Below are 25,079 nucleotides of genomic sequence, written 5' to 3'. Positions count from 1 at the left end.
CTTGATTCAAGGATTTAATGGATACGATCGATCAATAGTGTTTACAAATAGCTTTGATCATTTGATCCTCAGGCGTGATTTATTAATAATGCAATCCAAGATTTATCAATGACAGATTCCATAATGTGGGTTGAAAAATACCGCCCGCAGAAAATAACGGATCTGGTAAACCAAAAAGAAATCGTAGGAAGCCTAACATCATTATTAAAAAATGTCTCAGAGATTCCGCACTTGTTGTTTTCCGGATCGGCGGGAGTTGGCAAGACAACACTTGCGATTTGTCTGTGCAGGCAAATCCTAGGAGATGGTTGGAAGGAATACACGCTTGAGCTAAATGCATCAGATGAGCGTGGAATCGGGATGGTAAGGGAGCGAGTCAAAAAATTCTCCAGATTTGCAGGCCTCGATAGTAATATCCCATTTAAGATAATAATTTTGGATGAAGCCGATGAGATGACCTCGGATGCTCAGACTGCCCTGCGTAGAATCATAGAGGACACCGCAAAGACATGTCGATTTATCCTCATTGCAAATAATGTCTCAAAGATAATAGAGCCAATCCAGAGCAGATGCGCAGTATTCAAGTTTACAAGAATTGCCGAAAAAGACGTAATTGTGCAGATAAAAGAGATTGCAAAAAAGGAGAAAATCAAGTCAGACGAAGAAGGCCTCAAGGCAATCTATGACTATACCGAAGGCGACCTAAGACATGCAATCAACCTATTGCAGGCAACCGCAAGTCTTGGTGCAATAACTGAAGAAAACGTCAAGGCATCTGCCGGACTGACAAAGACCAAGGATGTGGATGAGGTGCTCAAGATGGCACTTGCAGGAAAGATACTTGATGCCAGAAACAAGATGATTGAGCTGATCAAAGTCTACGGCATGTCGGAATCGGATTTTCTCAAATACATCAATGAAGCAATGTATAGAACAAAGCAGGCAAACATCGTGGAAATATCAGAGACAATCGCAAAATACGATTTTAGAATTTTGTCTGGTGCAAATCCAGAGATTCAGCTTTCTGCACTATTGGCAGAGCTGAGCAAGTTTGGAAAATAAGCGCAGAGAGAGGGATTTGAACCCCCGGATGCTTGCGCACACAGGCTCTCAAGGCCCGCGCCCTACCGAGCTAGGCGACCTCTGCAAAATTCGATGAAAAGAACTGCTTAAAATTTGTTTAAGTAAAAATCAAAAAGAAAAGAAAAAAGTTGTTTTTCTTTAGTCGTGTGCGTGTGGATTTTCTCCGCCTTTAAGGTTCATGAAAGTTCCTGCTGCCTTCTCATGGTGCTCCAAGTTTGATTGATCAACCTTGATAGCTAGAGGTGGGCAAACTGAAACGCAAGCCATGCACCAGATGCAATCATGTTCTCTGATTGGATCTGCCTTGTCGGTTTTGTCCAAGCGGTGTTCTTTTTCTGAAGATCCAGTACCTGCAAATGTCTTTCCAACAACATCTTTTGCTGGAATATCCATCTCAGTTCTGTACCACTGGAAAACTTGTACTGGGCAAGCTTCAATGCATGCGCCATCTGCTACACAAGAATCCCAGTCGACTGCGACCATTGTACCACTAACTCCCAATGGAACTTGTGTTTCACCGCGAGCTGCATATGCTGAGATTACTGCTTCATCACTGAAACATTCAGCATCGCTTCTACCCGGACCCCACATGAAGTGATAGTGCTCACCGTCACTGTGGAGAATTTTTCCAATTGGTTTTAGTCCTTGTGGGAAATGCTCATCTATTGGCATACGACTGGTCTGACGGAATGTTATTTAAATCTAAACAAAATTAGTGGAAACTAAATTATGAATTTGCGGGATCTGTAAAATTATAACACTGTTTACGGTGTGATCGCACCTTTACGTTCATATCTTTTTGATTACAAAATTGATAGTTGGATATTTACAAATATGATGTGTATAGGAGCCCAAACATCGGCATTTACAGCAAGGTAAATGATAATTTTCTTTTTTTGCCAAATGGATTTGCAGACACAAAGGCAGATACGTTAGCTGAATACCTCAAGGTACAACATCTGTATACATCGGTTGCAAGTACACGTGTTATTGGCATAATGATGGTCATGAACAATACTGGGATATTGCTGCCCAGCCTGTGCTCGCAGTGGGAAATAGACTTTATGAAAAAATCAACCAAGCTAAATGTTGCAGTTCTAGATACAAAACACAATGCACTAGGAAATCTAATTGCTGCAAATGACAAAGGTGCAATTGTATCTCCAAAAATTCCAGCCGAGATGGTAAAAACAATAGAGGACACGCTTGGAGTTGAGGCAATCCAGAAAAAAATTGCTGGATATCACCAAGCAGGAGTGATGGTTTGCGCAAATAATATTGGCGGAATAATCCATCCGGAAACAGACGAGGAAGACATCAAATCAATTTCTGATGTCCTAAAAGTAAAGCTAGAGCCTGCAACCATAAACGGTGGAATCCCATACATTGCATCTGGCATTTTGGCAAACAACAAGGCAGTAGTTGTAGGACATCTAACAAACGGTCCTGAAATAATGATGCTCACACGTGCATTTACTGAATAAATGATTTCGGATTAGAAAGCAGTGATTCTATTTGTGAGGTGGCTTCTTTGCCATCAGACATGTTTTTTATGATTACTTGGCCTGCTGAAAACTCCTTTGGGGCTATGATGATTGCAAATTTGGAATTGGATGCATTTTCCATTTGTTTTTTAAATGACCTTCCAACAAGATCGATTTCAATTTCCAATCCTTGGTCTCGAAGCTTGGATGCTATACTCATTGCAGGTTTTGCCATTTCGTCATTTACAAACAAAACAGAGATTTGATTTGTTGTTTGTGTGGTTTGGAGTCCTTGGGCTTCTAATGATAGAATAATTCGCTCAACGCCGCCCGCAACGCCGGTTGCTCCAATGTCATCTCGTCCAAACGCCTTTGGTAGGCTATCATACCTACCGCCACCCACCAGTGCACCCACTTCGGATGAGGTATCAAATGCCTCAAAAACAACTCCCGAGTAATAATCCAGTCCGCGAACAATACCAAAATTGATTCGAATGTTTGTCACACCGCGGTTTTTCAGAGACACAAACAGTTCTTTTAGCTCAGTCCACGCAGCAATTTTGGATACATCAAAGGTAGATTCTACGCTCTCAGGTGAGCCTTTTACTTTGGAGAATTCAAGAATTTGTTCCAGTTTTTCTTTTGCGTATCCTTTTTGTGTGTATTCTGATATGATCTCGTCTTTTTTCTTTTTCTGGATTTTATCAATTGCACGGAAAATATCTCCAATTGTTTTAGGATCTGTGGATTCAAAGATCTTTTCTACAACAGCCTCGACTAGCTTTCTATGTGAGATATCAATTGTTATGTTTTGCAAATTTAGTTTTGAGAAAAACTTTGATGTGAATTCAATTATTTCTGCATCGGATTCAAGGCTTGGCTTGCCATATACTTCCAAGTCCCATTGGTGAAAGTATCGGTATCGTCCCTTTTGTGGCTCATCATACCTCCACACACCACCAAATGCAGAAATCTTTGCAGGCATTTTTAGTGATTTTTGCTCAACTACAAATCTAGTCAGGCCGACAGTGAAATCAAAACGCAGTGCTATTTCTCTGTCTCCTTTGTCTTTGAAAAAATAGATCTCATCGCGTATTGCAGGTCCGCTCTTTGCCTCAATTACCGATACCATCTCTAGTGGAGATGGGGACATAAAATGAAAGCCAAATGATTTTGAGGTTTCAAGAAATTTTTGTCTTACAAATTCAATTTTTGACTGCTCGGCTGATTCAAAATCCTTCATTCCCCTTGGCAGATTCAACTTGGAAAAACTTTCGTGTTAATAGATTTAGATGTTGCTCTGAATCATTTTGTCATCTATTAATAATAGAAAATTCAACTTGTACCAGTTGAGCTACAAGAGTCTAGAGCATGCAACAGATGCAATTTTTGAAGTGACTGCACCAAACTTGGAAGAAGCGTTTGTCATTGCAGCAAAATCGGTAATAGAGACAATTTTGGATGTCAATACCATAGAGGAAAAAGAGGAAAAAACACTCGAAGTATCCGGCAAGGATCTCAGTTATTTGTTGTACAACTGGCTTGAAGAACTGATCATACTTACCATAACTGATGGGTTTGCAGCAAAAAGAATCACCGTAAATATAGAGAAAAATGCAGAATACAAAATTTTAGCAAGGTTTTGGGGTGAGCAAATAGACATCAAAAAACACCACTTCAAAGTAGAGATAAAGGCGCCAACATTTCATGAGATGGAAGTAAAACAGGGCGATACTATCTACATGAAATACCTGCTAGACCTCTAGAAATTAATATTTCAAGCAAAGATTACATTCTATGGAAGATCCTGAGCTGGAAAAAATAAAGCAAAAAAAACTTGCAGAAATGCTCCAGCGGCAACAAGAATCTATTGCACAAAGCCAGGTTCAGGTACTGGATCTCAATTCTGCTAACTTTGATGGTGTGACATCGCAGGGATTGGTCCTAGTTGATTTTTGGGCAGAATGGTGCGGACCATGTAAAATGATGCATCCAATATTTGATAGAATGGCAAAAAAATATCGCCACATCAAGTTTGCCCGGGTAAATGTTGATCAGAATCAAGACATTTCCATGAAGTTTGGTGTTCAGGCAATTCCGACTTTTATAATGTTCAAGGACGGAAAGCAAGTAGAGCGAATGATGGGCGCAGTAGGCGAGCCAGGAATCCACATGGTTGCAAAAAAGTATCAGACGTAGCCGTAGGATGCGTCTTTTTTTCTCTGTATTGCAACAATTTCATTAAATGTTGTTTGCTGCTCAGGGCTCAGCTTGTGCAGGTATTTTTCCAGGATTATTTTTGCCTCACGTGAATTTAACATCGAATAAAATACATCTTCTTCTGCGATTTGGCGGCCGATTGTTGCATCTTGGATGGAACATGCGACTTCTTGGCCCTGTGTTGCAACATCGATTGATTTTTTGCCATCTTGTAGCTGGTGAACCTTGCCAATTTTTTTGCCATCAGCATTCATGATGTTGATTTTTTGCCTTACCTTGCCGACATCTACACGTATGCCAAACACTGCGGGATTGCTGTTTCTGAAAATGTAGCCTTTGAGGAACGTGAATTTACAGATTGGAGTAAGCTCTGCAAATACCGCATTGTCCTCATTTGCAGTGTCCTCATCTACCCATAAAGTGTAGGTGTCAATCAGACTGTAGATCACCTGATCGTTGAATACTTTGATGTGGCTGTTTTCTGCCTCTTCTTGTGCGTCTGGCAGTGTCTTTACATTAAATGCCAAAATAACGCCGAGGTGCCTGTCGTTTTCCTTTATGGCCTTTGCCTCCATTACATCACGTCGGTTTACATGGCCAATGTCGGCCTTTGCGACTGGAACCTGCTGGCGCCTGAGCATCTCGGTTAGTGCCTCAAGTGAGCCAATTGTATCGCATTTTAGTATGACACCGTTTGTTTCGGTGTTTACAAAGACCGATTTCATCTCAGACTCAATTATTTTTTTGAATTCCTCTATTTTGGACTCGTCACTTGTGACATACAGTGTACTGCCAGGCAAGACTCCTTCCAGATCAGGTGATGCAATCTTGATTCCAGCGGCTGCCTCTACTTGGTCTACTGGCTTGAATTTGTCTCGAGGATCCCGCATCTCATCTAATGGTTTTGGTAAGAGTAGCGCCTTTGGCTTTGTCACAATTACGGAATCACGCTTTGCCACTACTACCGAGTCGCCTTTTTTGATCACACCATCAATTAGGATCATGTTTGCAGTGGTGCCAAGTCCAACCTCATCGTTTACTTCTAGTATGATTCCCCGACTCTGCTTTTCTTCTTGTTCCAGTCTTTTTTGCATGTACTGTTGTGTCAGGCCAACTAGTACCGTTAGCAGTTCTGGTATGCCAACACCAGTCCTTGCACTGACTGGAACAATTGATACTTCCTTTCCAAAATCCTTTACTCGATAGAATGCCTCGGACTGAAATCCAAGAATGGATAAAGTTCCAACAACATTGTAGAGCTGCTCATCAAGCATTGTCTGGATGAACTGGTCCTGTTTTTTTATTGCCAGTGAAACGTATGGTGTGTCTGCTGGTTTCCAGCCAGATATCATATCAACTTTGTTTAATGCTACAACAAATGGAACCTTTCTTGCCTGTAAGATTTTTAGAGACTCGTTTGTTTGCGGCTGAAATCCCCTATTCGTATCAACTACCAGTATGGCAATGTCTGCAGCCGATCCTCCACGGGTTCGAAGATTTGTAAAGACCTCGTGGCCTGGTGTGTCAATTACCAAAAGCCCAGGAACTTCGTGCTCTGTCTTTGTTAGTTGTGTGTATAATTGTCCGCACATCTTTTTGATGGTATCAGTTGGCAGAAAACTTGCTCCAATGTGTTGTGTGATTCCTCCTGCCTCTCTTCCTTGAACACCCGTTCCTCGGATTTTATCTAATAGTGATGTCTTACCAGAATCTACATGGCCCAAAACGGCCACAATTGGCTGTCGAATTCGCAACGCTGCTCACTCGAACACTACCTTTGCTTCCTTTTCAAAATTTTCTTTAGAGTCAGATGCGTGAATGATATTATCAGAGATTCCAAGGCCAAAGTCACCTCGAATTGAGCCTGGTGCTGCCTCGTATGATTTGGTGGCGCCAACCAAGATTCTAGTAGTTGCAACTGCATTGTTTCCTTCTATTACTGCCACTACAACTGGACCGGATGTGATAAAATCGACCAGCTCGCCAAAGAATGGTTTTGTATTGTGCACTGCATAGAATTCCTGCGCTTGTGTTTTTGAAAATGTGAACATTTTGAGCTTTAGAATCTTGAATCCTTTTGTCTCAAATCTTGCAATGATCTGTCCCACTAGTTTTCTAGCTACTGCATCTGGTTTTACTATGAATAATGTTTGTTCGCTCAATTTGTTTCAGAAATTATTTCTTGATAATTCCGCCCTTTTGGTATTTCTTGGTCCACTTTAGAGTTCTTGGGTCTCGCTTCAGTACCAACATGTTCTTTTTGCATTTTGGTGAGCAAAACCACAGTACTGTGCCGTCATTTTTGACAAGCATGGTACCAGAGCCCTTTGCTACTGGTCTGTCACAAAAACTGCATGGTTTAACGATTAGACTCATTTAATCACCTAATTTTTTTGGCCTCGCGTTCTGTCTCTCGGAGCATCAAAGTATCAGACATTCTAACGGAGCCCTTGACATTTCTTGTCAAGATGCGACCCTTGTCTCTGCCTCCAAGAACCTTAACGCGCACTTGAGTGATCTCTCCCGCAATGCCGGTCTTGCCAACCAGTTGTATTACTTCGGCTGGCACTACTTCGTCAGTTTGGGGAGTGCTCACTAATTGCCACCTTTAAGTTTCTTAATTGAAGCTACTACTTCTTCGACAATGTGGTTTGCGTCGCCAGCATCCAAGATTGCAGCTGCTGCAGAAGTCACGTCAATGCCTAGTGCTTTTCCAAGCTCTTGCTTTGATGGGACAAATGCATATGCGGCGTTTTGCTCTTCACAGATAATTGGAAGATGTGCTACCACCTCTGGTGGCTCTACATCTTCTGCAATAACTATGAGTTTGCTTATTCCGCGCTCAATGGCTTTGGTTGCCTCATTGGTGCCTTTTCTGACTTTGCCGCTGCTTGATGCAACTCTGACTGCTTCCAGAATTGGATTTACAAGATCAGCTGGTGTCTCGAATTTTACATAGTAAGCTTTACCCAATTAAATCACCCGTAGGGATCATCTCCATTCCTTCAGTCGTTTGGAATCGCCTTATTAGTGTTATCAGCTGACAAGCATGGACTTGATTTTTTTGATATATTTTGACATTGTCTGCTCCAGTCTTTGTTGCGAGTCGGCCTCTGCATAGATTCGAGCAATCGGCTCGGTCCCACTTGGCCTAATCATTACCCAATTCTTATCATCAAAGATCATCTTGATGCCATCGGTTGTGTCATAGTTTTTGTGTTCCTTTTTGAGTGCATTGATGATTTTTGTTGCTTGCTCTTTTGTGCAAGAAATCTTGTCCTTTGTAGTGTATGATTTTGGTATGGAAGTGATTTCATCCGTCATGGATTTACCAGAGCCTGCCAAAAGATCCAGTGCCAATGCAAGTGTCATTGCACCATCGCGAACTTGGTTGTGCTTGCCATACATGAATCCGCCATTTTCCTCAAATCCGATCAATGCTTTTTGAGGCACCATTTTTCTCGATACTTCTACGCTTCCGACCTTTGTGCGAATTACTTTGGATTTTGTTTTTGCCGCTAGTTCTTCAATGGCCGAGCTTGAATTAAGGCAGGTCACTACTTTGGATTTTGGATGTTTGTTTAGAATGTGATTTGCCAACAATAATGCGGACTTGTCACCCGTTAGGATTTTTCCTTGGTTGTCACAAAATATGCTGCGATCACCATCACCATCAAATGCAATGCCAAGTGCTGCCTTTGTTTTTAGAACTGTTTTGGATAGTTTTTGCAGGTTTTGTGGTGTTGGCTCTGATCCCCGTCCTGAAAACTGACCGTCAATTTTTTCATTAATCAGAAATGTTCTGCATCCAAGGGTTTTGCACAGGTTTGGTGCAGCTGCTGCCTGTGCTCCATTTCCCAAATCTAGCACAACTGTAAGTTTTTTTGATCTTATTTTTTTGTGGTTTACTTGCGACTTTATTCCATTAATGTATGTCGAAATTACTCTTGATTCTGTTCCTGTTTTGCCAATTTTTTTGAATTTGGGCCATTTTTTCTCAAAGTAGATCTGCTCAATTTTTGTCTCGTCTTCTCGTGAGATCTCGACTCCATCACTTGCCACGGGTTTGATTCCGTTGTATTGTGGTGGGTTGTGAGATGCAGTAATCATTATTCCGCCTGAATAGCCAAGCTTTTTTGTAGCATATTCCAGTGCAGGCGTCGGCACAAGACCACCAAGATTGCAATCAAGTCCAGAATAATTCAGGGTAGAGCATATTACCTTGGCAAGTATTGGGCTGGAATCACGACCGTCATATCCTACAAGAATCGGACCTTTCTTGAAATAAGCAGCAAGTGAAAGCGTCAGATCATGGACAAACTGCAAGGTAAAGTCTTTGCCAAAGACGCCACGGACTCCGTTTGTTCCAAAAAGCTTGCCCATTGATTCTGGTTTTGTAGGGTTAGATTTGTGCTTTGTTGGAATAGGGTTTTTTTGCAATAAAAGTACCAATTCCAATAATTATCGCGGCTGCGGCTAGGAATAGAATCCAATCGTATCCAATCAGAGTAACTGTTTGACCTGAAAACGGTATTAGGATGGGAAATGAGCTGCCGATTTTGTCTGATAGAAGTACATCAAACGAGACATGTGTTAATACAGATGCAAGCGATATTGCTCCAAGCCGGTAATCCCTTTTTCCTAAAACATACATCATTATTGGAACTGAGATTACTGCATAAACAAACGAGTGCCCCATCCTAGGGATTGCCTCCAAATTCAAGAACTGGATTAGATGATCTGCATCAAGTGCAATTGGAAACAAACCTGCAATAATCAAATATCTGACACTAAGTGTTACGATGCCAGCTATCATGCCAAATACGATATGACCTACCACATGCTCAACAGAGATCCCACTTACCTCAAGTGGATTACCTATCAGATACGGCGTTGGTAAAAGATTGCCAGCGATCGGCAACAATCCAATCATAGAAAAAGCAGTGGCAAGTCCGGCATACAGTCCACTGGCAGCTAGAACGAATTTGGGCAGATTCAATCTGTTTTTTGGTTTTTGTTCCCTCAATTTTTAGGAAGAGGTCTTGGCGGCTAGCCAAAATGGTAAGCAATAAGTTTGTGTAGAATTTGAGCATTGATGCGGGGGTCGCCAAGCCTGGTCAACGGCGTAAGGTTTAGGCCCTTATCTCTTAGGGGTTCGTGGGTTCAAATCCCACCTCCCGCACCATTCTGAATCATACTAAACCAGACCTAAGTTAATAAAGTGAAATTGTAACACAACTCCATGAAAAAGATCCGAATAGGGATTACAGTTGTGGGCAAGGACCGCGAGGGTGTGGTTGCGTCATTTACAAATTTGATTTTCCAAAAACAAGGCAACATTGAGAAGGTAAACCAAAACGTCATCAAAGGATTATTTGGGATGCACCTTGAGGCATCGTTTTCTCGTGAATTTGATGTAAAAAAATTCGACCGTGAACTACAAGACTTGGGAAAGCAGCTTGCAATGGAAGTAAGCGTATATCATGAAATAAACTCGGACAAAAACATTGCAGTCTTTGTCACCAAGGAACCACACTGCCTTGAGGCACTGTTAGCTGCAAAAAGCCAGCTAAAGGGTAAGATCAGCATTATTGTTGGAACCGAGAAAACATTGGAATCATATGCAAAAAAGGCAGGAATTCCATTTGTCCTAGTGGATGAAAAAGAGCAGCAAAAAGCAGAAGACCACCTAATTGAGGTTTCACGAAAATACGACATTGATTTGGTGGTATTAGCAAGATACATGAGGATAATGACTCCAAACTTTGTTTGGCGTTATCCACATCGAATAATCAACATACATCCATCTCTGCTTCCTGCATTTCCCGGAGCGTTTGCATATGCACAAGCATTTGAGCGAGGAACAAAGATAGTTGGTGTGACTGCTCACTATGTCACAGAAGAGTTAGATCAGGGACCGATAATATTTCAGGACTCGTTCAAAGTTGATTCTGCAGATACACTGGAGACCATAAAAGAAAAAGGCCAAGAACTAGAGGCGCAGACATTGCTAAAGGCAGTCAAGATGCACCTTGAGGGAAAACTGGAAGTCTCTTGGAGAAAAGTCTACACAAAATGACAGAGATTCGCAGCCTGACTGATCCCATTATTCGCAAAACAAAGTCAAAATCAGCAATCATACCGATAGGCTCACTTGAGCAGCACGGCGCTCACTTGCCAATATCTACGGATTCCGACATAGTAACCGAGGTAGCAAGGCACGTTGCCAAAAGATGCGGCCTGCTATTGTTTCCCACCATACAGTACGGAGTATCATTTGAGCATGCCCCATTTTTCAATCTGAGCATCAAAGACAAGACCTTGCAGAACTATTTGGTCGACCTTTGCGTTTCCTTGGGACAAAACAGCATAAACAGAATCATCATACTGAATGGCCATCATGGAAACCAGAATGCGCTCAAATCACTTGTCAGCAAAGTTGCCAAAATCACACATGAAAAGACAAAGGTGTTTGTGTTTTCTTATTGGAGATTCATGGACAGGGAATTTGATCATGCAGGATTTGTTGAGACATCACTCATGCTGGCATTAACAAAACAAGTAAAGATGAGACTTGCCAAAAAGGGGCTCACCACTCAAGACATGACCACATTACAAAAACAACATGTCTCAAGATTAGCATCAAAGCAGTTCATCAAGGCAACGAAAAACGGAATCTGGGGAGACCCCACAAAGGCGACAAAAAAAGACGGACAAGAAATTTTTTCCGAAATTACGCAAAATCTCTCCAAAACAGTGTCAAAGTTGATGCACTGACTAAGACTCTATTGTTCACTACTGAAACTTTAATATATTAACAGCATAGGGGATCCAATAAGTGAATTAAATGTCAGTTGACATGGCAGTAAAAGTATTGGACGAAAGCATCGACAAGGTAGTTCTAATCAAGCTCAAAGGCGGCAAAACCATCCGAGGTAACCTCAGAGGTTTTGATCAGCACATGAATCTGCTACTCGACAGCTCAGAGGAAATCCCAGCTGAGGGCGAGACAAAAAGCATAGGAACCATAGTTGTGCGTGGAGATAACGTAGTAATGATATCTCCCCCACCAGCATAAGTGGTGTCTGATTTATGACTCGTGGAACTCCATCAATGGGGCTTTTTACAAGAAAAAAGCCTCACATTAGATGCAGAAGATGTGGAAATAACTCGTATCACAAGAGACATCACAGATGTTCAAGCTGTGGCTTCCCAGATGCAAGAATTCGAAAATATTCTTGGATTAAATGGTACGCCTAAATGGAACTAGCTCTAGTCATTAGTTCTTTGGCCGGGGCTGCAACTGCGGCGACAATTAACAAATTTCCAAAAGGCAAAAACAAGATGCCTTTGATTGGCGCCAACTCTCACATTAGAGCACAAATTGACTCATTACGAATAGAAAAAGAGATTTTACAAAAAACCATTTCACGATTATACGGCGAGCCGACTACACTCACCAAGGTCCAAGTTGACAAACTATTATCAAAATACCAGTACCAGCTTGGTATCATACTGGCTAAAATAGAAAAACTAGAACAGGCATCAAAATATCCAGACCTTGGCCCACTGGGCGATGGCCTGATGAGCCTGATGGACCAAAAACTATCTGCGCTGGATAAAAGACTGGCAGACATTTCATCAAAGATTCAGATAGTCCAAACCGTCCAATTAGAAAAACCAGAAACAAAGAAAGAGGAAAAAATCGAGGCCAAAGTGGAAAAGCCCATCATAGTACAACAAAAACCTGAAATTGTAACTACACAAAACATCGAGGAACTAATCAAATCATTTGCAAAGCCAGGAAAAAGAATAGAGCTTGCAACACTAACTGAGATCCCAGATGCTCCAATACCGCCAGTAGAATTTGAGACAAGAATAGAGTCAGCAGTGGATACGCCGGAAATCCAGATTCAAACCCAGGCTGAAATCATATCGCCAGTAATTGAGGCAAGACAAGAAATCATACAACAAGTTGCAGAAACAATTCAGCCCCAGGTAGCAAAGCCATTTTTGAGTGAGCCAATCAACATTGAACAAAAAATAAAGGATGAGCCGCCAAAACTAGAATTCAAACAATCAGAGCAGGAAAAGAAAAAGCCAAAGATGAACATCCCAGAACCAGAAGAGGTTGAAGACGATGAGGATGACCTTGATTCCATTAAACGCGAAATAATGAAGACACTATCAAAATTAGAGCAGGCCGAGGTAGAGTAATTGTCATTTGATGATGCCATTGAGGCATTATCCAAGGACGCACTAAAATTTGTAAAAAACAATTCTGTTTTGGGCCTTGGTAGCGGCCGGGCGGCAACTGCATTTGTAAAAGAGCTTGGAGTCCAGATCAAAAAGAAAAAGCTAAACATCCATGCAGTACCGACATCGTTGCAGATAAAGTTGGTTGCAGAGCAGGCCGGAATCCGCTTGATTAGTGCGGACCAGATAGAAAAGATCAATGTCGTGTTTGATGGAGCGGATCAGATAGACTCACAAAAAAACCTGATCAAGGGCGGAGGTGGTGCCCTACTGCGAGAAAACATTCTGATATCATCTGCAGAAAAAGTCGTGATAATGGCAGACGAGTCAAAATTTGTAAAATATTTCAATCGCACCGTACCAGTCGAGGTTCACCCATTTGCAAGAAACACGGTCAGAAAATTCCTTCAAAAACTTGGCGGCAAGCCGCAGATTCGCACAATAGAGCGTGGCTATCCGTTCATTACTGAAAACGGCAACATCATTTATGATTGTGATTTTGGCACAATAAGGTCACCAAAATTGCTTTCCGGCAGGATAAAGCAGATTTCAGGCGTAGTTGAGGCTGGAATATTTACGCGAAAAGCAGACATAATCTACAAGGCAAAAGAAAACGGCAAGTTTGAGATTCTAAGATAGGTTTCGCTGAACCATCTGCCCATGACCTAGTTTTCCAACAACTTGCATGTTCTCAGTCACTAGCTTGCCCCTGACCATTGTTGTTATTGGCCAGCCCTTTAGATTCCATCCCTCATACACCAAATAGTCCGAAAACGATCCAAAGAACTCGGAGCTTACGGTATGCTCTTTTTTCAGATCAACTAGTGTGATATCTGCATCAAATCCCTTTTGGAGTGAGCCCTTGCCAGACAGGCCAAAGATCTTTGCGGCATTTCCACTGGACAGATGTGCAAGCTGTTGCAAATTGATCTTGTTTTTGTTTACACCCTCGGATAGTAATATTGGCAGAGATGTTCCAATTCCTGGAAAGCCTGCAAGAGAAGACCAGACATCTTGTCCGACTTTGAGCTTGAGTCGATTTGCCACATGATCCGTCCCTATGGTATCAATGTCACCGCTGATCATTGCGGACCAGATCTTTTCATTGTCAGAGTGGGTTCTGATTGGCGGCATTACCTTTGCAAGATATCCGTTTTGCTTTTCATATGACAGTGTCAGGTAATGCGGGCATGTCTCTACAAAAATTTTTGTTCCCTTTTTTTTCTCCTGAGATATTGTATCCAGTGCTACGGCAGATCCAATGTGCACAAAATACATGGTTGTGCCAAACTCTCGTGCAATTTCACAAACTTTTTTGATGCTTTTTGCCTCAGAGTCCGGCGGCCTGCTTTGCGACCATGCTGCAAGACCGTCCTTTTTGTCCTGCTTTGCTTTTTTGATTCCGCATCCGCACATTTCATAGTCTTCCGCATGAACCAAAACAGGGCAGCCAAGGCTTGCCGCATTTTTGCAGACCGATCGTATTGTGCTGGTTTCAAGCTGGACTGTACTCTCAAAGAGGTTTGGTGAGCCTGGGTCCATGTCCATGTAGACGTGACCGACCTCGCCTCCAAGATTCATGTAGATTTTAAACGATGTAATTCCATGCTCTGTGCAGTATTTCATATCGCCTGCCTGCTTTTCATCAAAAATTGTTGCATGTATTGTATAGTCGACATAGTGGGATTTTTTTGATGCATTCAGCTGGTCCTGCAGATGTGTGTGATATGGCCTGCCAAGCCTTAGCATTCGCATCATTGTTGTGACACCGCCCAGTGCCGCTGCCTTTGATTCTGTTCTTGCTGCCTCACCTATTGGGGAATAAACCCCATAGTGGACGTGTGTGTCTATGATACCCGGAATTGCGACCAGTCCTCCTGCATTGATTTTTTTATCACATGATGGGACATCGGTAGTAAAATCAATTATCTTTCCGTCATCAATTACCAGATTTCGCTCAACCATTCCTTTGAGAGTGATTGATTTTGCATCAACAATTACACAATCTACGGTCAACTATACTAATTGGAAAAACTCTGGCTATTATTCTTTGATCTCTACCAACTGGTGTGATATGTGATCTGTTTTTGAGTGAGCTTGTCCAGTCTTACATCCATTGAATGTAATGCATCAAGTGCTATTTGCTCGTCAATTTCTTGTGGGACCGGATAAACTTGGTTTTTCATTTTTTTGTGGTTTTTCAGAATGTACAGTATTGAATATAGCTGGTTTGAGAACGACAGTGCCATGATTTCCGGTGGATGTCCCTCTGATGCAATCAAGTTTGCCACGCGTCCTTTGCTGACCAAATAGATTTTTTTGTGGTTTGGTAAAACACACTCATCAAGGTTTGGCCTGACCTGTCGTACTTTTTGTGATAAAAGGAATTTTGCGTCAATCTCCACATCAAAGTGGCCGACGTTTCCCACCACTGCACCATTCTTCATTGATAGGAGGTGCTGCTTTGTTATGATATCTCGCATTCCAGTGCATGTGATGAATACATCACCTATCTTTACTGCCTTGCTCATTTGCATTACAACAAAGCCGTCCATGTGGGCCTCTAGTGCCTTGATTGGATCTACTTCGGTTATGATGCATTTTGCACCCATTCCTTGGCATTTTTTTGCCACACCCTTTCCAAGCCAGCCATAGCCGGCAACTACTATTTTTTTTGATGTAAAAAGCAGATTCATTGCCTGCAGGAAGCCATCAATTGTGGACTGGCCTGTACCATACTGGTTGTCAAATAGCATCTTTGTTCTTGCATTGTTTACTGCAATGATTGGATGATACAGCTTGCCTTGTTTTGCCAAAGACTGATATCTTGTTATGCCAGTTGTGGTCTCTTCTGTTGCGCCAAGGATTTTGAGCTTTGTCTTGTGGGCCTTGATGGTGAGATCCCCGCCATCATCTGTTATGATGTCTGGTTTGTGTTGCAGTACCATGTTCTGGCACCAGTCATATTCGGATTTTGATTGGTTTGACCATGCAAAGACTTGGATTCCTTGAGAATCTAGAAAAGCTGCAATGTCATCTTGGGTTGTAAGTGGATTTCCTGCACAGCACACCACTTTGGCCCCAAGCTCTTGTAGGCCCACCAACAAAACGGATGTCTCTTTTGTGATTTGCAGGCAAACTCCAAGCGTTGCTCCTTTTAGCGGTCTTGATTTTTTTAGTCTTGATACGGTATGGGTTAGAATTTGCATATGAGTACGAGCCCACATGTATTGGGCCTTGCCTTTTTCTGCCAGAGTATGGTCTTTGATTTTGCTCAATTACGGTAAGATTGGGTTTAGTGTATGATTAATGATTTGCTAAAGACTAGAAATAGAACTAGGTTTTTTGGTATGTGAGGGCTGGTGGCTTAGTGGTATAGCGCTGCATTCGCAATGCAGAAGTCGAGAGTTCAATTCCCTCCCAGTCCACTATTTTATGCCAAACTATGCCATTTTCTCAATCTAAATACAAATTATTTTTTGGATTCCATCTCTTCAGCATAAGTGAGCTACCGGTAACAGAAACCGAGCTTGCAGCCATGGCAAGACCAGCTATTGCAGGATACAGCAACCCAAGCCCAGCAACTGGAATCAGCAAAATATTGTACAAAAAGGCATAGGCAAGATTCTGCTTTATTTTCGATATTGTCTTTTTGCCAATATCAAATGCGGCAAGCAATCCCCCAAGATCGTTTCGCACCAGAACTATTTTGCCTGCCTCTATTGCAATATCCGTGCCAGAGCCGATTGCAATTCCAATGTCTGCCACTGCAAGTGCGGCAGCATCATTAATCCCATCACCTATCATTGCTACCTTTGATCCTCCTTGCTGGAGTTTTTTTACCACGTCTGCCTTCTCAGACGGCAGAATATTTGCAATGGTCTTGTCAATTCCTATCTGCGATGCTATGGTGTCTGCTGTTTTTTGATTATCTCCAGTAAGCATCACAATATTCATTCCTCTTTTTTGTAGCTGGTCTACCACAAATACGGCCTCTTTTCTTGGCGTATCCAGTATTCCAATCACACCAACTAGCTTGGAGTCAATTGAAACCAGGATTGCAGTTTTTCCCTGCTCCTGTAGTTTTGTGATTATTTCCAGTATTGCATCTATTGCAATTCCTGATTCCTGCAAAAACCCCGGACTACCGACCAAAATTACGGAATCTCCACGTAATGCCTTTGCACCCTTGCCAGAAATGACAGAGAAATCATCAGGTGAAATTACGGAAATGTTTTTCTCTTGAGCTTTTCTCAAAACTGCTTTTGCAAGTGGGTGTTCAGAGTTTTTTTCCGCAATTGATGCAATCTCCAAGATTCTCTCTTCAGTGTATGATGAATCAGCAGAAACAATATCAGTTATCTGTGGCTTACCTTCAGTCAGAGTACCTGTCTTGTCAAACACCACTGTGTTGATTTTTCCCAAAGACTCTAGCGCCTCACCGCTCTTGAATAAGACACCATGACTTGCACCCTTGCCCATTCCGACCATTACTGCAGTAGGCGTAGCCAAGCCTAGTGCGCATGGGCATGCAACTACCAGTATTGCGACTGCTGGAATCAATGATGCTGCCAGATGATGCTCGCCATGAATGGTAAAAAAATACCATCCAAGAAATGTCACAACAGCAGATGCAATTACAAAAAATGCAAAATAGCCAGATATCCTATCCACCATCTTCTGCATTGGTGGTTTCTTTCCCATCGCATCCTCAACTAGTCGGACAATCTGCGAGAGCATAGTATCAGATCCTATTTTTTCCGCCCTAACCTGCAACATACCTTCCTGGGCTATTGTTCCACCAATCACAGAATCACCCTGTTTTTTTTCAGTGGGTATTGATTCTCCAGTTATTGCGGATTCATCCACGGCTGAATGGCCAGACATTACAATCCCATCGACTGGGATTCTCTCGCCGGGCCTCACAATTATGATGTCCCCCAGTCGGATCTGCTCTATTGGAATTTCCAGCTCGGCCCCATCTTGGATGATTCGTGCAGTTTTTGGCTGCAGCTCGAGCATTTTTTTTATCACAGACGAGGTCTTGCCCTTGGTCTTGTTCTCCAGATATTTTCCAAGAACTACAAACGTGATCACTAGCGATGCTGCATCATAGTACAGGTTGTGCCATTGCGGTGTGGGAAACGTATTGTATGCAGAAAATAGGTATGCCGCACTAGTTCCAAGAACAACCAGCGTATCCATGTTTGCGGATTTTAGCTTGGCAATCCTGAATGCACCGGAATAAAACCTGCTTCCTGAAACAAACTGGACAATACTTGCACACACAAACACGGCATATGCCGAATAATCACTACCAGCAAAAGGAACAAACGACAAAAACTCTGGATAGCCAAAGATCATCACAGGTATTGTAAGAAAGACCCCAATTCCTAGGAGTTTTTTGAGCTTTTTTGCCTCCAGCTCTTCTGCAGACTCGGAGAGGTCTTCAGACATTATGGCATAGCCAGACTTGGCAATCACGCTTCGAATATCAGATAGCGATATCAGAGCAGAATTATACTGCATTACAACCTGACTGTTTCCATAGTTTACCGATACATCATGTACTCCTTCAGTTGTCTTTAGCTTTTTTTCCAAGTTTTGCGCATCAGATGAATCTGTAATTCCTGAAACCTTTAGTGTCAGTCGCTCATACACAACAGAATATCCCGCATCATTTACTGCGCTTTCTATTTTGGATAACCCTACAATATTTGGATCAAATTCGACTGATGCCTTTTGTGTGGCCAAGTTCACCTCACATTTTTGGACACCGTCCAGCTTTGATACAAAGTATTGAATTGAGTTTACACATCCAGCACAGTGCATTCCACCTATTTTTAGTGCGGTTCGCCTCAGCTGTTTTTGCTCTGCCATGATATCCCTACTGGAAAACCATAGTTAAACAGAATACTTTACAATTGTAAATAGGCGATGCCTAAAATTCGTAAAATATTCCCAGTAAACATTATAGGTCTACAAATCAAATTCACTCCATGAAGGTCTTTAACGGAAAACAATCAGCTCAGGATTACATGTCTGCACATACTTTGGCGTTTTCAACACCAGAGCTTACGCTGATGCGCTATGCGTTCTGGCTAGGTGATATTATCCCGGACCCAAAGGACAAGGACAACACCATACCACGAATTCTGGCATACATTGAGGAAAAAGACTTTGCACCAGTTGAGATCATAGACGATGAACACTATGAGCCAACAGGAGCAGTAAGAATCACAGGTACTTATGGGAATGTCAACAAGGTGACTGGTTCTGATGTCAAGTTTTGCTCAGAATGTGGCTCCAAGATTTCGGCTTCTGCCAAGTTTTGCACCGAATGCGGCGCAACCCAGGATTAGAGAATCTTTATCTCAAATCACTATACTATATCACCATGGCAAAGAAAAAGGCGGCCAAGACTACAAAATCAAAGAATTGGGATTCTTTGTGGGCAGAATACTCGAATCTGCTAAAAAAATGGGCACAGAACTTTGAGACACTCAAAAAGACAAGCGGTGAGATTCAATCAAAGTACAATGAGGTAATGCTCAAGGCAGCAAGTGAGTCCAGCGAGAAGACCATCAAAGAGTTTCATGAAAACTGGCAAAAGGCAATGAACAATGCAGCACTAGAAGCATTCAAACAGTTTGATAGAAACTGGGAAAATGTCACAAACCAAGCAGGAATGGACCAGCTAAAGGCATATGGCGAATTAATGAACAGCTTTGCAAAGACCTGGCAAAAAATGTGGCAAAAATAACTTTTTTATTTTTTATGTTTTAGTTCCGCACTTTGTGCAGAATTTAGCACCAGCTCGCAAATCAGCTCCGCATGATCTGCATCCGCCAGACGATACAGATGATTTTGGCATCAATGATGGATCAGGTGATGGCAGTGTTCCAGGAGATGAGAATCCTTGCTGTGCAGATACTACAGATGGCGGCCTGCCAGGTGTTTGTGCAGGCATCACTGGTACTCGTCCCATTCCAGGCATTCCCATGCCAGGCGAGCCCATTCCCGGCATCAGTCCAGGCGATTGTGTTCCACCCATGCCGCCAGCGCCAGCTCTATCCAGTGCTTTTTTGAGCTCAAAGATTACCTTGACTGCCAAAAACTCTAATGCTGAATATGCGACGGTATAGTCACCAAGTTTTTCAAAAAACTCTTTTTCAGTCATCTTTCCTTGCTTGAAGAGATTGTTTGCATCCAAGAATGACTCGTAATATCCTTGAGAATCCTTGAACAGATTGTCTAATTTTTCTGCTAAAAGATTGAGTGTATCTACTTCGCCTAGTGACATGTCAAAAATCCATTCAACGGATATTAATTATTTGGGATCGAAAAAGAAAAGTTTAGGCGTTTGCAAGTGCGCGCTCGATCATGTTTTTGTATGATTCCTTTGATGCGGCGCCTACTTGTTGCGCTACGACTTGGCCTTTGTTTAGCAACATTAGTGTCGGAATTGAAAAGATGTTGTATTTTGCTGCCAGCTCGTTTGCCTCATCGACGTTTACCTTGACAAACTCTACCTTGCCATCATAGTCTTTTGCTAGCTCTTCTACGACTGGTCCTACCATTCTGCATGGTCCACACCACTCGGCCCAAAAGTCTACAAAGACAGGTTTGGCAGAGTCAACTACCTTGGTCTGCCAGTCTTTTGCGTTTGAAATGTGACCTAGTGCCATTTTAATCAAAAATGCTTCATCTAATCAGCCCTAAATATCTTCAGGTCGAATTTGGATCAAACAACATATACTTTAATTGGATCTGGCCTCGATTGCAGAATATGAGCGCTGAGCTTCGCCTAAAAAAACTACGGGGATCAGGCGGATTTGTAATGGCTCAAGTAACAGACGATCAGCAAAGAAAGGGAAATCTTGGAGGGCCTGACCTGTTCTTAGCACCAATTGGAAGGCTTGATGTTCAACTAATTTCAAAATATTTCTGTAATACTTGTGAGAAAGACTATGAGGGCGGCCCAAAAATAGAGTTTGAAAATCCAAATGAGGAGGTAGCCCAGAATCTAATCCTAAAAGAGCGTGGACAGTACATCTGCACCACATGTGGCTCCACCATTGCCGAATACAGGGAATTCCAAAAAGAGGGAGAAGTTGGCCTTGCAAAACCAATTGCACCAGAACAACCAAAGGTCCCAACCATTTCATTTGAGCAGTCAGCACCATCAGTTACCGCGGAACCATCATCACCTCAAATATCACAGTCAGCGAATTCTACATTTAGCTCAATTACCGGCATGTCAGTGTATGATACTAATGCAAAAAAGGTCGGAGTTGCAAAGCAGGTCGGAATTAATTCATCGCACCAAGTTGTCCTAATAGTTACCAAAAATGACGGATCCGATCAAACAATAGAGTGGGCAAAGATCAAAAAAATCGGCGAGATCATTCTATTAGGTGACGGATCAGAGTCAAGTGGACTGACATGCAAGTGCGGCTTTGAGAACAAGGCCGGCTCTAAATTCTGTGAAAGCTGCGGAAACAAGCTATAGCATGACAAAAACAAAGAGCATCATAAAGGACGTAATTATTGTCGCAGTAGGTGTTGCCGCAATTTGGATTGGACTGCAGGTAGTCTTTGGGACCCAAAACCCGTTTTATGTCGTGTCTAGTGGAAGCATGATTCCTGTTTTACAAGTGTATGATGTTTTGGTGGTAAATGGAAACGAGCCATTTGAGAACATACAGATTGGTGATATCATTGTGTTTAACAGGCCAAACGGACATGATAGAGTAATTGTGCACCGAGTCGAGGCAATACTAGATGATCGGCAGGAATCAAAAACAATACGCACAAAGGGTGATGCAAACCCAATTTCAATTCCAGGAACTGACTATCCAATTACTGAAGAGGAATACATTGGTGAGGTCTTTTATGTGGTACCGCAAATTGGCTATGTCACAAGAATTTTGGCCCCACCAATCAACTACATCATAATTGCAGTCATCATTGGTATAATGGTAGTAAAACAGTATTCCGGCAAATCAAAGGAGAAAAAAGAGTCAAAGATAGAGACTGAGATGCCGAAGGAGAGCCAAGCCACAACTGAAGAATTTGCAAAGACAGATGACAACACCTATTCTGATGTTGCTCCAAAGGATCCAGATCTCACCCTAAAGGATGAACCGGAAAAAGATACAAAATAAAATTCAGGATTCTTTGAGTCCAAAAATACAAGGGTCTTGTCATTATCACATTATTGCATGATGAATAATTAATGATGCTCATGATTTTTGCAATTTATTTTATGATCCTAAAGACTAGGTTTTCCGAATTTGATCAAATGTAGAATTCAGGATGTACTTTCTTACAACCCTCACACAGTCATGTATGACGGCTTTGATGTCTTCAGAGGAATTCCCAATCAGTCGTACAACCAACCCAGAGTCTTCTGGTAGAAATGAGTAGCCACCAATTGTCTCAACATTATCCAAGATTACGTCTATATCAGTTGAGATTTGTTCTAGTTGTTCCTTTTTTGTTATGATGTAAAGGATTCCAAAAACAGACTTGGTTCCTAAAACTCCAATTTGGCTAAATTGCTGCTCTTTTGGATCAAGTCGGGCAGAATCCATGAATAGAATTTTGCCGCCTTTGTTTTTTGCAGTCAACCTGAGATAACATAGATCATAATCAAACAATTCCCCCATGGCAACACGCCCAGGAGTTATCACCTCTGAATATACCAATGTAGAGTCGAATCCTGTAGTTATTTGCACTTGCTGGAAATATCTGGATTTTTTGTACGGAATGATTTGATCTGGTAGAAATTCAAGATAGGAATTATCATCCACATCAATGTCCACAAACTGGGTTGCGTAGTTGGAATCCATTTTGTAGATTCGTGTAGCGCCCTGTGTGGTGATGTTTGCAATTCCTTTGTTTTTTACCGATATTTCGATGTGATATCTATCACCTTGGAGAATTCCTCCTGAGGATGACATCAAAAACAGATAAGCCATTGATGGATTTGCGACATCGTAATGTAGCGCTTTTTGCGTAAGGAGTGGGGCCTTGGAATATTGATGTATCACTATGGTCTTGTTTTTTGTTTGGTCCATCTCTAGTGAGATTTTCAGAATGCCTGTTTTTTCAACAATATTGGAATCATCTTGTAGGTATTGCTCAAACTCTGCCGGTATTTTTTCCAGCTTTCCTAGTGGAATCATGTGTAATGCGCCTTTGGCAATTCCTCAAAAAGCAGATCCTCTACAATGTGACTGACTACTTGTTCTATGCCGGTGTCATTCTTGCAATTTACAAACACGTGCGGTTTTCCTTTGCGGAGTGTTTTTGCATCCCTGTCCATGACTGAAAGGTCGGCATTGATCAGTCCAGCAAGATCAATTTTGTTAATCACCAGCAGATCACATGATTCTATTCCGAGTCCTCCCTTTCTTGGATACTTGTCTCCGCCTGAGACATCAACTATGTAAATAAAATAATCCGCCAGAGCCGGACTGAATGTGGTCATTACATTATCACCGCCGCTTTCAAGAATTATCAAGTCAAGCTCAGTATGCTCTTGCTCGATTTCCTCAATTAGTGCCAAATTCATGGAGGGGTCTTCACGTATTGCAGTGTGTGGGCATCCGCCGGTGGCAATTCCAATTACCATGTTTTCAGGCAGCAATCCCTGCTCTGTTGCCAGGTTTTTTCTGATTCTGTTTGCATCTTCTTTTGAGATGACATCATTTGATATGACACAGATTCTATAGCCACGCTTTGCAAGCACTGGAACTATTTTTTCAATCAGCATGCTTTTTCCAGAGCCAACTGGGCCGCCGATTCCAATTCTTGGGATTCTTTTTGGCATTGTCTTTCTCCTTATGTTATGAACATTTTTGCTTCCATTTTTTCATGGTGCATCTGAAAAATGTCCGCTTGTGGCGAGAACTGCCAAATTTGATCATATGGTTTTGAGATGTACTTGTTTACTTGTTCACTGATTATTGGCTTGAGTGAGTCTAGTATTTGCTGGCTTTCAATGTGCTGTATTATTCCAAGGCGCAGTGCAGCTCCGACTATACTCACTCCAAATCCATAAAACAACATCAGACAAGCATTTTGTTTTGATATGCCAAATGCTTGTGCGGCAACGGAAAAAGATACTGGATATGTCCCAGGGGTGTGAGATTTTATGATTTCATTGTGATATTGTGTGATGAGCGGGTTATTCCCAAGTGCTAAGACACACTTGATGAGCTGTCTTCCGGATCGCATCGATGCCTCTCGCTGCTCCTTTACCAGTTTGATTTTGCAAATAATATCATCAACCAACATGACACCACCAAGATCCCCATGAATTGCAAAATCATATGCATTTGCAAGCGCTACACAGTCGGCAGGCCCCACTTGCTGCAGATAATACGTTTGAATCAGCTCTTTTACGCCATCTGCATTGATTACCATCTTTTGGTGGTATAGGGTTTCAAGCCCATTTGACATTGTATAGAGCCCAGCTGGGAAGAAAGAGTCAGATAGCTGCATCATACTGAGGCTGGAAAAGTCAGTGCTCATGGACATTCATTGATTTGTGAGGCTGAAAAATTTTCTCCTCTATAATTAGCTCGATTTTATCCACATAGTCCCGAAATAGCGTCCTAAACAGATCAATTTCCCCTTTATCATGAATAGGAAATGAGATAGAATCAGCCTCCAAAGAGACAGGCCTGTGCAGATTGCCTATGATGTGCCCAATTAGGACGAGAAGTTTTGGCTCAAGGCCTGCAAACCTTACCAAGATTGTTTGCTCTGGGATTTGTTGTATTAGGACTTTTACATCATCACCATAAAACACGTCTCCGTGCGCCATTTTTTTGCCACCATCAAGATTAATCCCGATTTGTGTGCCATCAGATGCTTTTTGCTTTAGTCTTGTTTTTTCAAGATCATAGCGTGAAATGCTTACTGTCTTGTAGTTTTCATTGTATGAATTAGACTCGAATTCTTTTGCAAGCTCAGGATTCTCAAAAACATTTCCTATAATTTTTTCAACCTTAAGCAATGATCAAT

Annotated in this window: 32 protein-coding genes and 3 tRNA genes; 16 read left to right on the top strand and 19 right to left on the bottom strand. The window is 42.0% G+C overall.

Going from position 1 to position 25,079, the window contains the following annotated elements; translation table 11 throughout:
* The first annotated feature begins 108 nt into the window (after window positions 1-108).
* On the top strand, window positions 109-1,062 hold the full coding sequence (locus tag SU86_RS01625) for a replication factor C small subunit (RefSeq protein WP_048186978.1): 954 nt from the start codon (window positions 109-111) through the stop codon (window positions 1,060-1,062).
* Between the two features lies 1 nt (window position 1,063).
* Here the strand turns inward: SU86_RS01625 and SU86_RS01620 are convergent.
* Window positions 1,064-1,147: transfer RNA gene (locus SU86_RS01620), tRNA-Ser, on the bottom strand.
* A 74-nt stretch (window positions 1,148-1,221) separates the two neighbouring features.
* A complete protein-coding gene (locus SU86_RS01615; RefSeq protein WP_048186977.1) occupies window positions 1,222-1,755 on the bottom strand; it encodes a 4Fe-4S dicluster domain-containing protein in 534 nt (177 codons plus the stop codon).
* A 146-nt stretch (window positions 1,756-1,901) separates the two neighbouring features.
* On the opposite strand from SU86_RS01615, the gene SU86_RS01610 reads away from it, so the two are divergent.
* Complete coding sequence (locus SU86_RS01610; RefSeq protein ID WP_048186976.1) at window positions 1,902-2,567, top strand: translation initiation factor IF-6; 666 nt, start codon at window positions 1,902-1,904, stop codon at window positions 2,565-2,567.
* On the opposite strand, the gene hisS is transcribed toward SU86_RS01610, so the two are convergent.
* Window positions 2,557-3,828 carry a histidine--tRNA ligase gene (hisS, locus tag SU86_RS01605; protein ID WP_048186975.1) on the bottom strand — a complete coding sequence of 424 codons (1,272 nt, stop codon included), beginning with the start codon at window positions 3,826-3,828 and terminating at the stop codon, window positions 2,557-2,559. The two genes, SU86_RS01610 and hisS, sit on opposite strands and share 11 nt — an antisense overlap.
* An 88-nt stretch (window positions 3,829-3,916) precedes the next feature.
* On the opposite strand from hisS, the gene SU86_RS01600 reads away from it, so the two are divergent.
* Together SU86_RS01600 and trxA (SU86_RS01595) are read left to right on the top strand one after the other, a co-directional pair.
* A complete protein-coding gene (locus tag SU86_RS01600; protein ID WP_048189036.1) occupies window positions 3,917-4,333 on the top strand; it encodes an archease in 417 nt (138 codons plus the stop codon).
* 31 nt (window positions 4,334-4,364) lie between these two features.
* Window positions 4,365-4,766 (top strand): thioredoxin, encoded by a 402-nt coding sequence (gene trxA, locus SU86_RS01595; protein WP_048186974.1) that lies wholly within the window; start codon window positions 4,365-4,367, stop codon window positions 4,764-4,766.
* Here trxA (SU86_RS01595) and infB read toward each other — a convergent pair.
* The 7 genes from infB to SU86_RS01560 form a co-directional block, all read right to left on the bottom strand.
* The gene (gene infB / locus SU86_RS01590) at window positions 4,757-6,541 is read right to left on the bottom strand and encodes a translation initiation factor IF-2 (RefSeq protein ID WP_082096063.1); all 1,785 of its coding nucleotides are present in this window, start codon (window positions 6,539-6,541) and stop codon (window positions 4,757-4,759) included. The genes trxA (SU86_RS01595) and infB overlap by 10 nt on opposite strands.
* Before the next feature lie 6 nt (window positions 6,542-6,547).
* On the bottom strand, window positions 6,548-6,949 hold the full coding sequence (gene ndk, locus SU86_RS01585) for a nucleoside-diphosphate kinase (protein ID WP_048186973.1): 402 nt from the start codon (window positions 6,947-6,949) through the stop codon (window positions 6,548-6,550).
* Between the two features lie 13 nt (window positions 6,950-6,962).
* Window positions 6,963-7,163 carry a 50S ribosomal protein L24e gene (locus SU86_RS01580; protein WP_048186972.1) on the bottom strand — a complete coding sequence of 67 codons (201 nt, stop codon included), beginning with the start codon at window positions 7,161-7,163 and terminating at the stop codon, window positions 6,963-6,965.
* Between the two features lie 4 nt (window positions 7,164-7,167).
* Window positions 7,168-7,383, bottom strand: coding sequence for a 30S ribosomal protein S28e (locus SU86_RS01575; RefSeq protein WP_048186971.1), 216 nt, complete (start codon window positions 7,381-7,383; stop codon window positions 7,168-7,170).
* The gene (gene rpl7ae / locus SU86_RS01570; RefSeq protein WP_048186970.1) at window positions 7,383-7,760 is read right to left on the bottom strand and encodes a 50S ribosomal protein L7Ae; all 378 of its coding nucleotides are present in this window, start codon (window positions 7,758-7,760) and stop codon (window positions 7,383-7,385) included. Before rpl7ae ends, SU86_RS01575 begins: the two co-directional genes overlap by 1 nt.
* 63 nt (window positions 7,761-7,823) lie before the next feature.
* A complete protein-coding gene (glmM, locus tag SU86_RS01565; RefSeq protein ID WP_048189033.1) occupies window positions 7,824-9,170 on the bottom strand; it encodes a phosphoglucosamine mutase in 1,347 nt (448 codons plus the stop codon).
* A 19-nt stretch (window positions 9,171-9,189) separates the two neighbouring features.
* The gene (locus tag SU86_RS01560; protein ID WP_048186969.1) at window positions 9,190-9,813 is read right to left on the bottom strand and encodes a hypothetical protein; all 624 of its coding nucleotides are present in this window, start codon (window positions 9,811-9,813) and stop codon (window positions 9,190-9,192) included.
* 71 nt (window positions 9,814-9,884) lie between these two features.
* Between SU86_RS01560 and SU86_RS01555 the strand changes: the two genes are divergently transcribed.
* From SU86_RS01555 to rpiA, 7 genes are all read left to right on the top strand, one after another.
* A tRNA-Leu gene (locus SU86_RS01555) sits at window positions 9,885-9,972 on the top strand.
* Window positions 9,973-10,029: 57 nt separating this feature from the next.
* Window positions 10,030-10,866, top strand: coding sequence for a formyltetrahydrofolate deformylase (locus SU86_RS01550; protein WP_048186968.1), 837 nt, complete (start codon window positions 10,030-10,032; stop codon window positions 10,864-10,866).
* Window positions 10,863-11,564, top strand: coding sequence for a creatininase family protein (locus tag SU86_RS01545; RefSeq protein WP_048186967.1), 702 nt, complete (start codon window positions 10,863-10,865; stop codon window positions 11,562-11,564). Before SU86_RS01550 ends, SU86_RS01545 begins: the two co-directional genes overlap by 4 nt.
* A 70-nt stretch (window positions 11,565-11,634) precedes the next feature.
* The gene (locus SU86_RS01540) at window positions 11,635-11,865 is read left to right on the top strand and encodes an LSm family protein (RefSeq protein ID WP_048186966.1); all 231 of its coding nucleotides are present in this window, start codon (window positions 11,635-11,637) and stop codon (window positions 11,863-11,865) included.
* A 14-nt stretch (window positions 11,866-11,879) separates the two neighbouring features.
* Window positions 11,880-12,047 carry a 50S ribosomal protein L37e gene (locus SU86_RS09465; RefSeq protein ID WP_082096061.1) on the top strand — a complete coding sequence of 56 codons (168 nt, stop codon included), beginning with the start codon at window positions 11,880-11,882 and terminating at the stop codon, window positions 12,045-12,047.
* Window positions 12,048-13,004: a hypothetical protein gene (locus SU86_RS01535; protein ID WP_048186965.1), complete on the top strand. Its 957-nt coding sequence runs from the start codon at window positions 12,048-12,050 to the stop codon at window positions 13,002-13,004. It abuts the gene before it with no gap.
* Window positions 13,005-13,682 (top strand): ribose-5-phosphate isomerase RpiA, encoded by a 678-nt coding sequence (rpiA, locus tag SU86_RS01530; protein ID WP_048186964.1) that lies wholly within the window; start codon window positions 13,005-13,007, stop codon window positions 13,680-13,682. It begins immediately after the preceding gene.
* Here the strand turns inward: rpiA and SU86_RS01525 are convergent.
* Together SU86_RS01525 and SU86_RS01520 are read right to left on the bottom strand one after the other, a co-directional pair.
* Window positions 13,674-15,059, bottom strand: a complete 1,386-nt coding sequence (locus tag SU86_RS01525) for a dihydroorotase (protein ID WP_048186963.1) — start codon at window positions 15,057-15,059, stop codon at window positions 13,674-13,676. The genes rpiA and SU86_RS01525 overlap by 9 nt on opposite strands.
* Window positions 15,060-15,100: 41 nt before the next feature.
* Window positions 15,101-16,321, bottom strand: a complete 1,221-nt coding sequence (locus SU86_RS01520; RefSeq protein WP_048186962.1) for an adenosylhomocysteinase — start codon at window positions 16,319-16,321, stop codon at window positions 15,101-15,103.
* Window positions 16,322-16,399: 78 nt separating this feature from the next.
* Here SU86_RS01520 and SU86_RS01515 point away from each other — a divergent pair.
* A tRNA-Ala gene (locus tag SU86_RS01515) sits at window positions 16,400-16,471 on the top strand.
* A gap of 28 nt (window positions 16,472-16,499) precedes the next feature.
* On the opposite strand, the gene SU86_RS01510 is transcribed toward SU86_RS01515, so the two are convergent.
* Window positions 16,500-18,923, bottom strand: a complete 2,424-nt coding sequence (locus SU86_RS01510; protein WP_048186961.1) for a heavy metal translocating P-type ATPase — start codon at window positions 18,921-18,923, stop codon at window positions 16,500-16,502.
* A 119-nt stretch (window positions 18,924-19,042) separates the two neighbouring features.
* On the opposite strand from SU86_RS01510, the gene SU86_RS01505 reads away from it, so the two are divergent.
* Both SU86_RS01505 and SU86_RS01500 read left to right on the top strand, forming a co-directional pair.
* A complete protein-coding gene (locus SU86_RS01505; protein ID WP_048186960.1) occupies window positions 19,043-19,405 on the top strand; it encodes a zinc ribbon domain-containing protein in 363 nt (120 codons plus the stop codon).
* 35 nt (window positions 19,406-19,440) lie between these two features.
* Window positions 19,441-19,806 carry a hypothetical protein gene (locus SU86_RS01500; RefSeq protein ID WP_048186959.1) on the top strand — a complete coding sequence of 122 codons (366 nt, stop codon included), beginning with the start codon at window positions 19,441-19,443 and terminating at the stop codon, window positions 19,804-19,806.
* 12 nt (window positions 19,807-19,818) lie between these two features.
* Here SU86_RS01500 and SU86_RS01495 read toward each other — a convergent pair whose 3' ends face one another.
* Both SU86_RS01495 and trxA (SU86_RS01490) read right to left on the bottom strand, forming a co-directional pair.
* Entirely contained in the window at window positions 19,819-20,346 is a 528-nt protein-coding gene (locus SU86_RS01495) for a zinc ribbon domain-containing protein (protein ID WP_048186958.1), read from the bottom strand.
* Between the two features lie 52 nt (window positions 20,347-20,398).
* The gene (gene trxA, locus SU86_RS01490; RefSeq protein ID WP_048189031.1) at window positions 20,399-20,731 is read right to left on the bottom strand and encodes a thioredoxin; all 333 of its coding nucleotides are present in this window, start codon (window positions 20,729-20,731) and stop codon (window positions 20,399-20,401) included.
* Window positions 20,732-20,832: 101 nt separating this feature from the next.
* Here trxA (SU86_RS01490) and SU86_RS01485 point away from each other — a divergent pair, with 101 nt between their 5' ends.
* Together SU86_RS01485 and SU86_RS01480 are read left to right on the top strand one after the other, a co-directional pair.
* A complete protein-coding gene (locus SU86_RS01485) occupies window positions 20,833-21,555 on the top strand; it encodes a hypothetical protein (RefSeq protein WP_048189029.1) in 723 nt (240 codons plus the stop codon).
* A 1-nt stretch (window position 21,556) separates the two neighbouring features.
* Window positions 21,557-22,210, top strand: coding sequence for a signal peptidase I (locus SU86_RS01480; RefSeq protein WP_048186957.1), 654 nt, complete (start codon window positions 21,557-21,559; stop codon window positions 22,208-22,210).
* 114 nt (window positions 22,211-22,324) lie between these two features.
* Here the strand turns inward: SU86_RS01480 and SU86_RS01475 are convergent, their stop codons facing one another.
* The 4 genes from SU86_RS01475 to SU86_RS01460 are packed head-to-tail and all read right to left on the bottom strand — an operon-like array spanning window position 22,325 to window position 25,071.
* On the bottom strand, window positions 22,325-23,233 hold the full coding sequence (locus SU86_RS01475; RefSeq protein WP_048186956.1) for an urease accessory protein UreD: 909 nt from the start codon (window positions 23,231-23,233) through the stop codon (window positions 22,325-22,327).
* On the bottom strand, window positions 23,230-23,880 hold the full coding sequence (gene ureG / locus SU86_RS01470; protein WP_048186955.1) for an urease accessory protein UreG: 651 nt from the start codon (window positions 23,878-23,880) through the stop codon (window positions 23,230-23,232). Before ureG ends, SU86_RS01475 begins: the two co-directional genes overlap by 4 nt.
* An 11-nt stretch (window positions 23,881-23,891) precedes the next feature.
* A complete protein-coding gene (locus tag SU86_RS01465) occupies window positions 23,892-24,584 on the bottom strand; it encodes an urease accessory protein UreF (RefSeq protein WP_052755420.1) in 693 nt (230 codons plus the stop codon).
* On the bottom strand, window positions 24,574-25,071 hold the full coding sequence (locus tag SU86_RS01460; protein ID WP_048186953.1) for an urease accessory protein UreE: 498 nt from the start codon (window positions 25,069-25,071) through the stop codon (window positions 24,574-24,576). The genes SU86_RS01465 and SU86_RS01460 overlap by 11 nt, the downstream gene beginning before the upstream one ends.
* Window positions 25,072-25,079 lie beyond the last annotated feature (8 nt).

The organism is Candidatus Nitrosotenuis cloacae, assembly GCF_000955905.1.
Taxonomy (GTDB): Archaea; Thermoproteota; Nitrososphaeria; order Nitrososphaerales; family Nitrosopumilaceae; genus Nitrosotenuis; species Nitrosotenuis cloacae.
Note: the sequence above shows the minus strand (reverse complement) of the source record. Positions and strands in the feature narration are given on the sequence as shown.

Bases quoted from the DNA above. Each gene is read 5' to 3' on its own strand.
- SU86_RS01625 (WP_048186978.1), top strand. From the start codon at position 109: ATGACAGATTCCATAATGTGGGTTGAAAAATACCGCCCGCAGAAAATA.
- SU86_RS01615 (WP_048186977.1), bottom strand. From the start codon at position 1,755: ATGCCAATAGATGAGCATTTCCCACAAGGACTAAAACCAATTGGAAAA.
- trxA (WP_048186974.1), top strand. From the start codon at position 4,365: ATGGAAGATCCTGAGCTGGAAAAAATAAAGCAAAAAAAACTTGCAGAA.
- SU86_RS01580 (WP_048186972.1), bottom strand. From the start codon at position 7,163: ATGAGTCTAATCGTTAAACCATGCAGTTTTTGTGACAGACCAGTAGCA.
- glmM (WP_048189033.1), bottom strand. From the start codon at position 9,170: ATGGGCAAGCTTTTTGGAACAAACGGAGTCCGTGGCGTCTTTGGCAAA.
- SU86_RS01550 (WP_048186968.1), top strand. From the start codon at position 10,030: ATGAAAAAGATCCGAATAGGGATTACAGTTGTGGGCAAGGACCGCGAG.
- SU86_RS01545 (WP_048186967.1), top strand. From the start codon at position 10,863: ATGACAGAGATTCGCAGCCTGACTGATCCCATTATTCGCAAAACAAAG.
- SU86_RS01540 (WP_048186966.1), top strand. From the start codon at position 11,635: ATGTCAGTTGACATGGCAGTAAAAGTATTGGACGAAAGCATCGACAAG.
- SU86_RS09465 (WP_082096061.1), top strand. From the start codon at position 11,880: ATGACTCGTGGAACTCCATCAATGGGGCTTTTTACAAGAAAAAAGCCT.
- SU86_RS01535 (WP_048186965.1), top strand. From the start codon at position 12,048: ATGGAACTAGCTCTAGTCATTAGTTCTTTGGCCGGGGCTGCAACTGCG.
- SU86_RS01510 (WP_048186961.1), bottom strand. From the start codon at position 18,923: ATGGCAGAGCAAAAACAGCTGAGGCGAACCGCACTAAAAATAGGTGGA.
- SU86_RS01505 (WP_048186960.1), top strand. From the start codon at position 19,043: ATGAAGGTCTTTAACGGAAAACAATCAGCTCAGGATTACATGTCTGCA.
- SU86_RS01500 (WP_048186959.1), top strand. From the start codon at position 19,441: ATGGCAAAGAAAAAGGCGGCCAAGACTACAAAATCAAAGAATTGGGAT.
- SU86_RS01495 (WP_048186958.1), bottom strand. From the start codon at position 20,346: ATGTCACTAGGCGAAGTAGATACACTCAATCTTTTAGCAGAAAAATTA.
- trxA (WP_048189031.1), bottom strand. From the start codon at position 20,731: ATGGCACTAGGTCACATTTCAAACGCAAAAGACTGGCAGACCAAGGTA.
- SU86_RS01485 (WP_048189029.1), top strand. From the start codon at position 20,833: ATGAGCGCTGAGCTTCGCCTAAAAAAACTACGGGGATCAGGCGGATTT.
- SU86_RS01480 (WP_048186957.1), top strand. From the start codon at position 21,557: ATGACAAAAACAAAGAGCATCATAAAGGACGTAATTATTGTCGCAGTA.
- SU86_RS01475 (WP_048186956.1), bottom strand. From the start codon at position 23,233: ATGATTCCACTAGGAAAGCTGGAAAAAATACCGGCAGAGTTTGAGCAA.
- ureG (WP_048186955.1), bottom strand. From the start codon at position 23,880: ATGCCAAAAAGAATCCCAAGAATTGGAATCGGCGGCCCAGTTGGCTCT.
- SU86_RS01465 (WP_052755420.1), bottom strand. From the start codon at position 24,584: ATGAGCACTGACTTTTCCAGCCTCAGTATGATGCAGCTATCTGACTCT.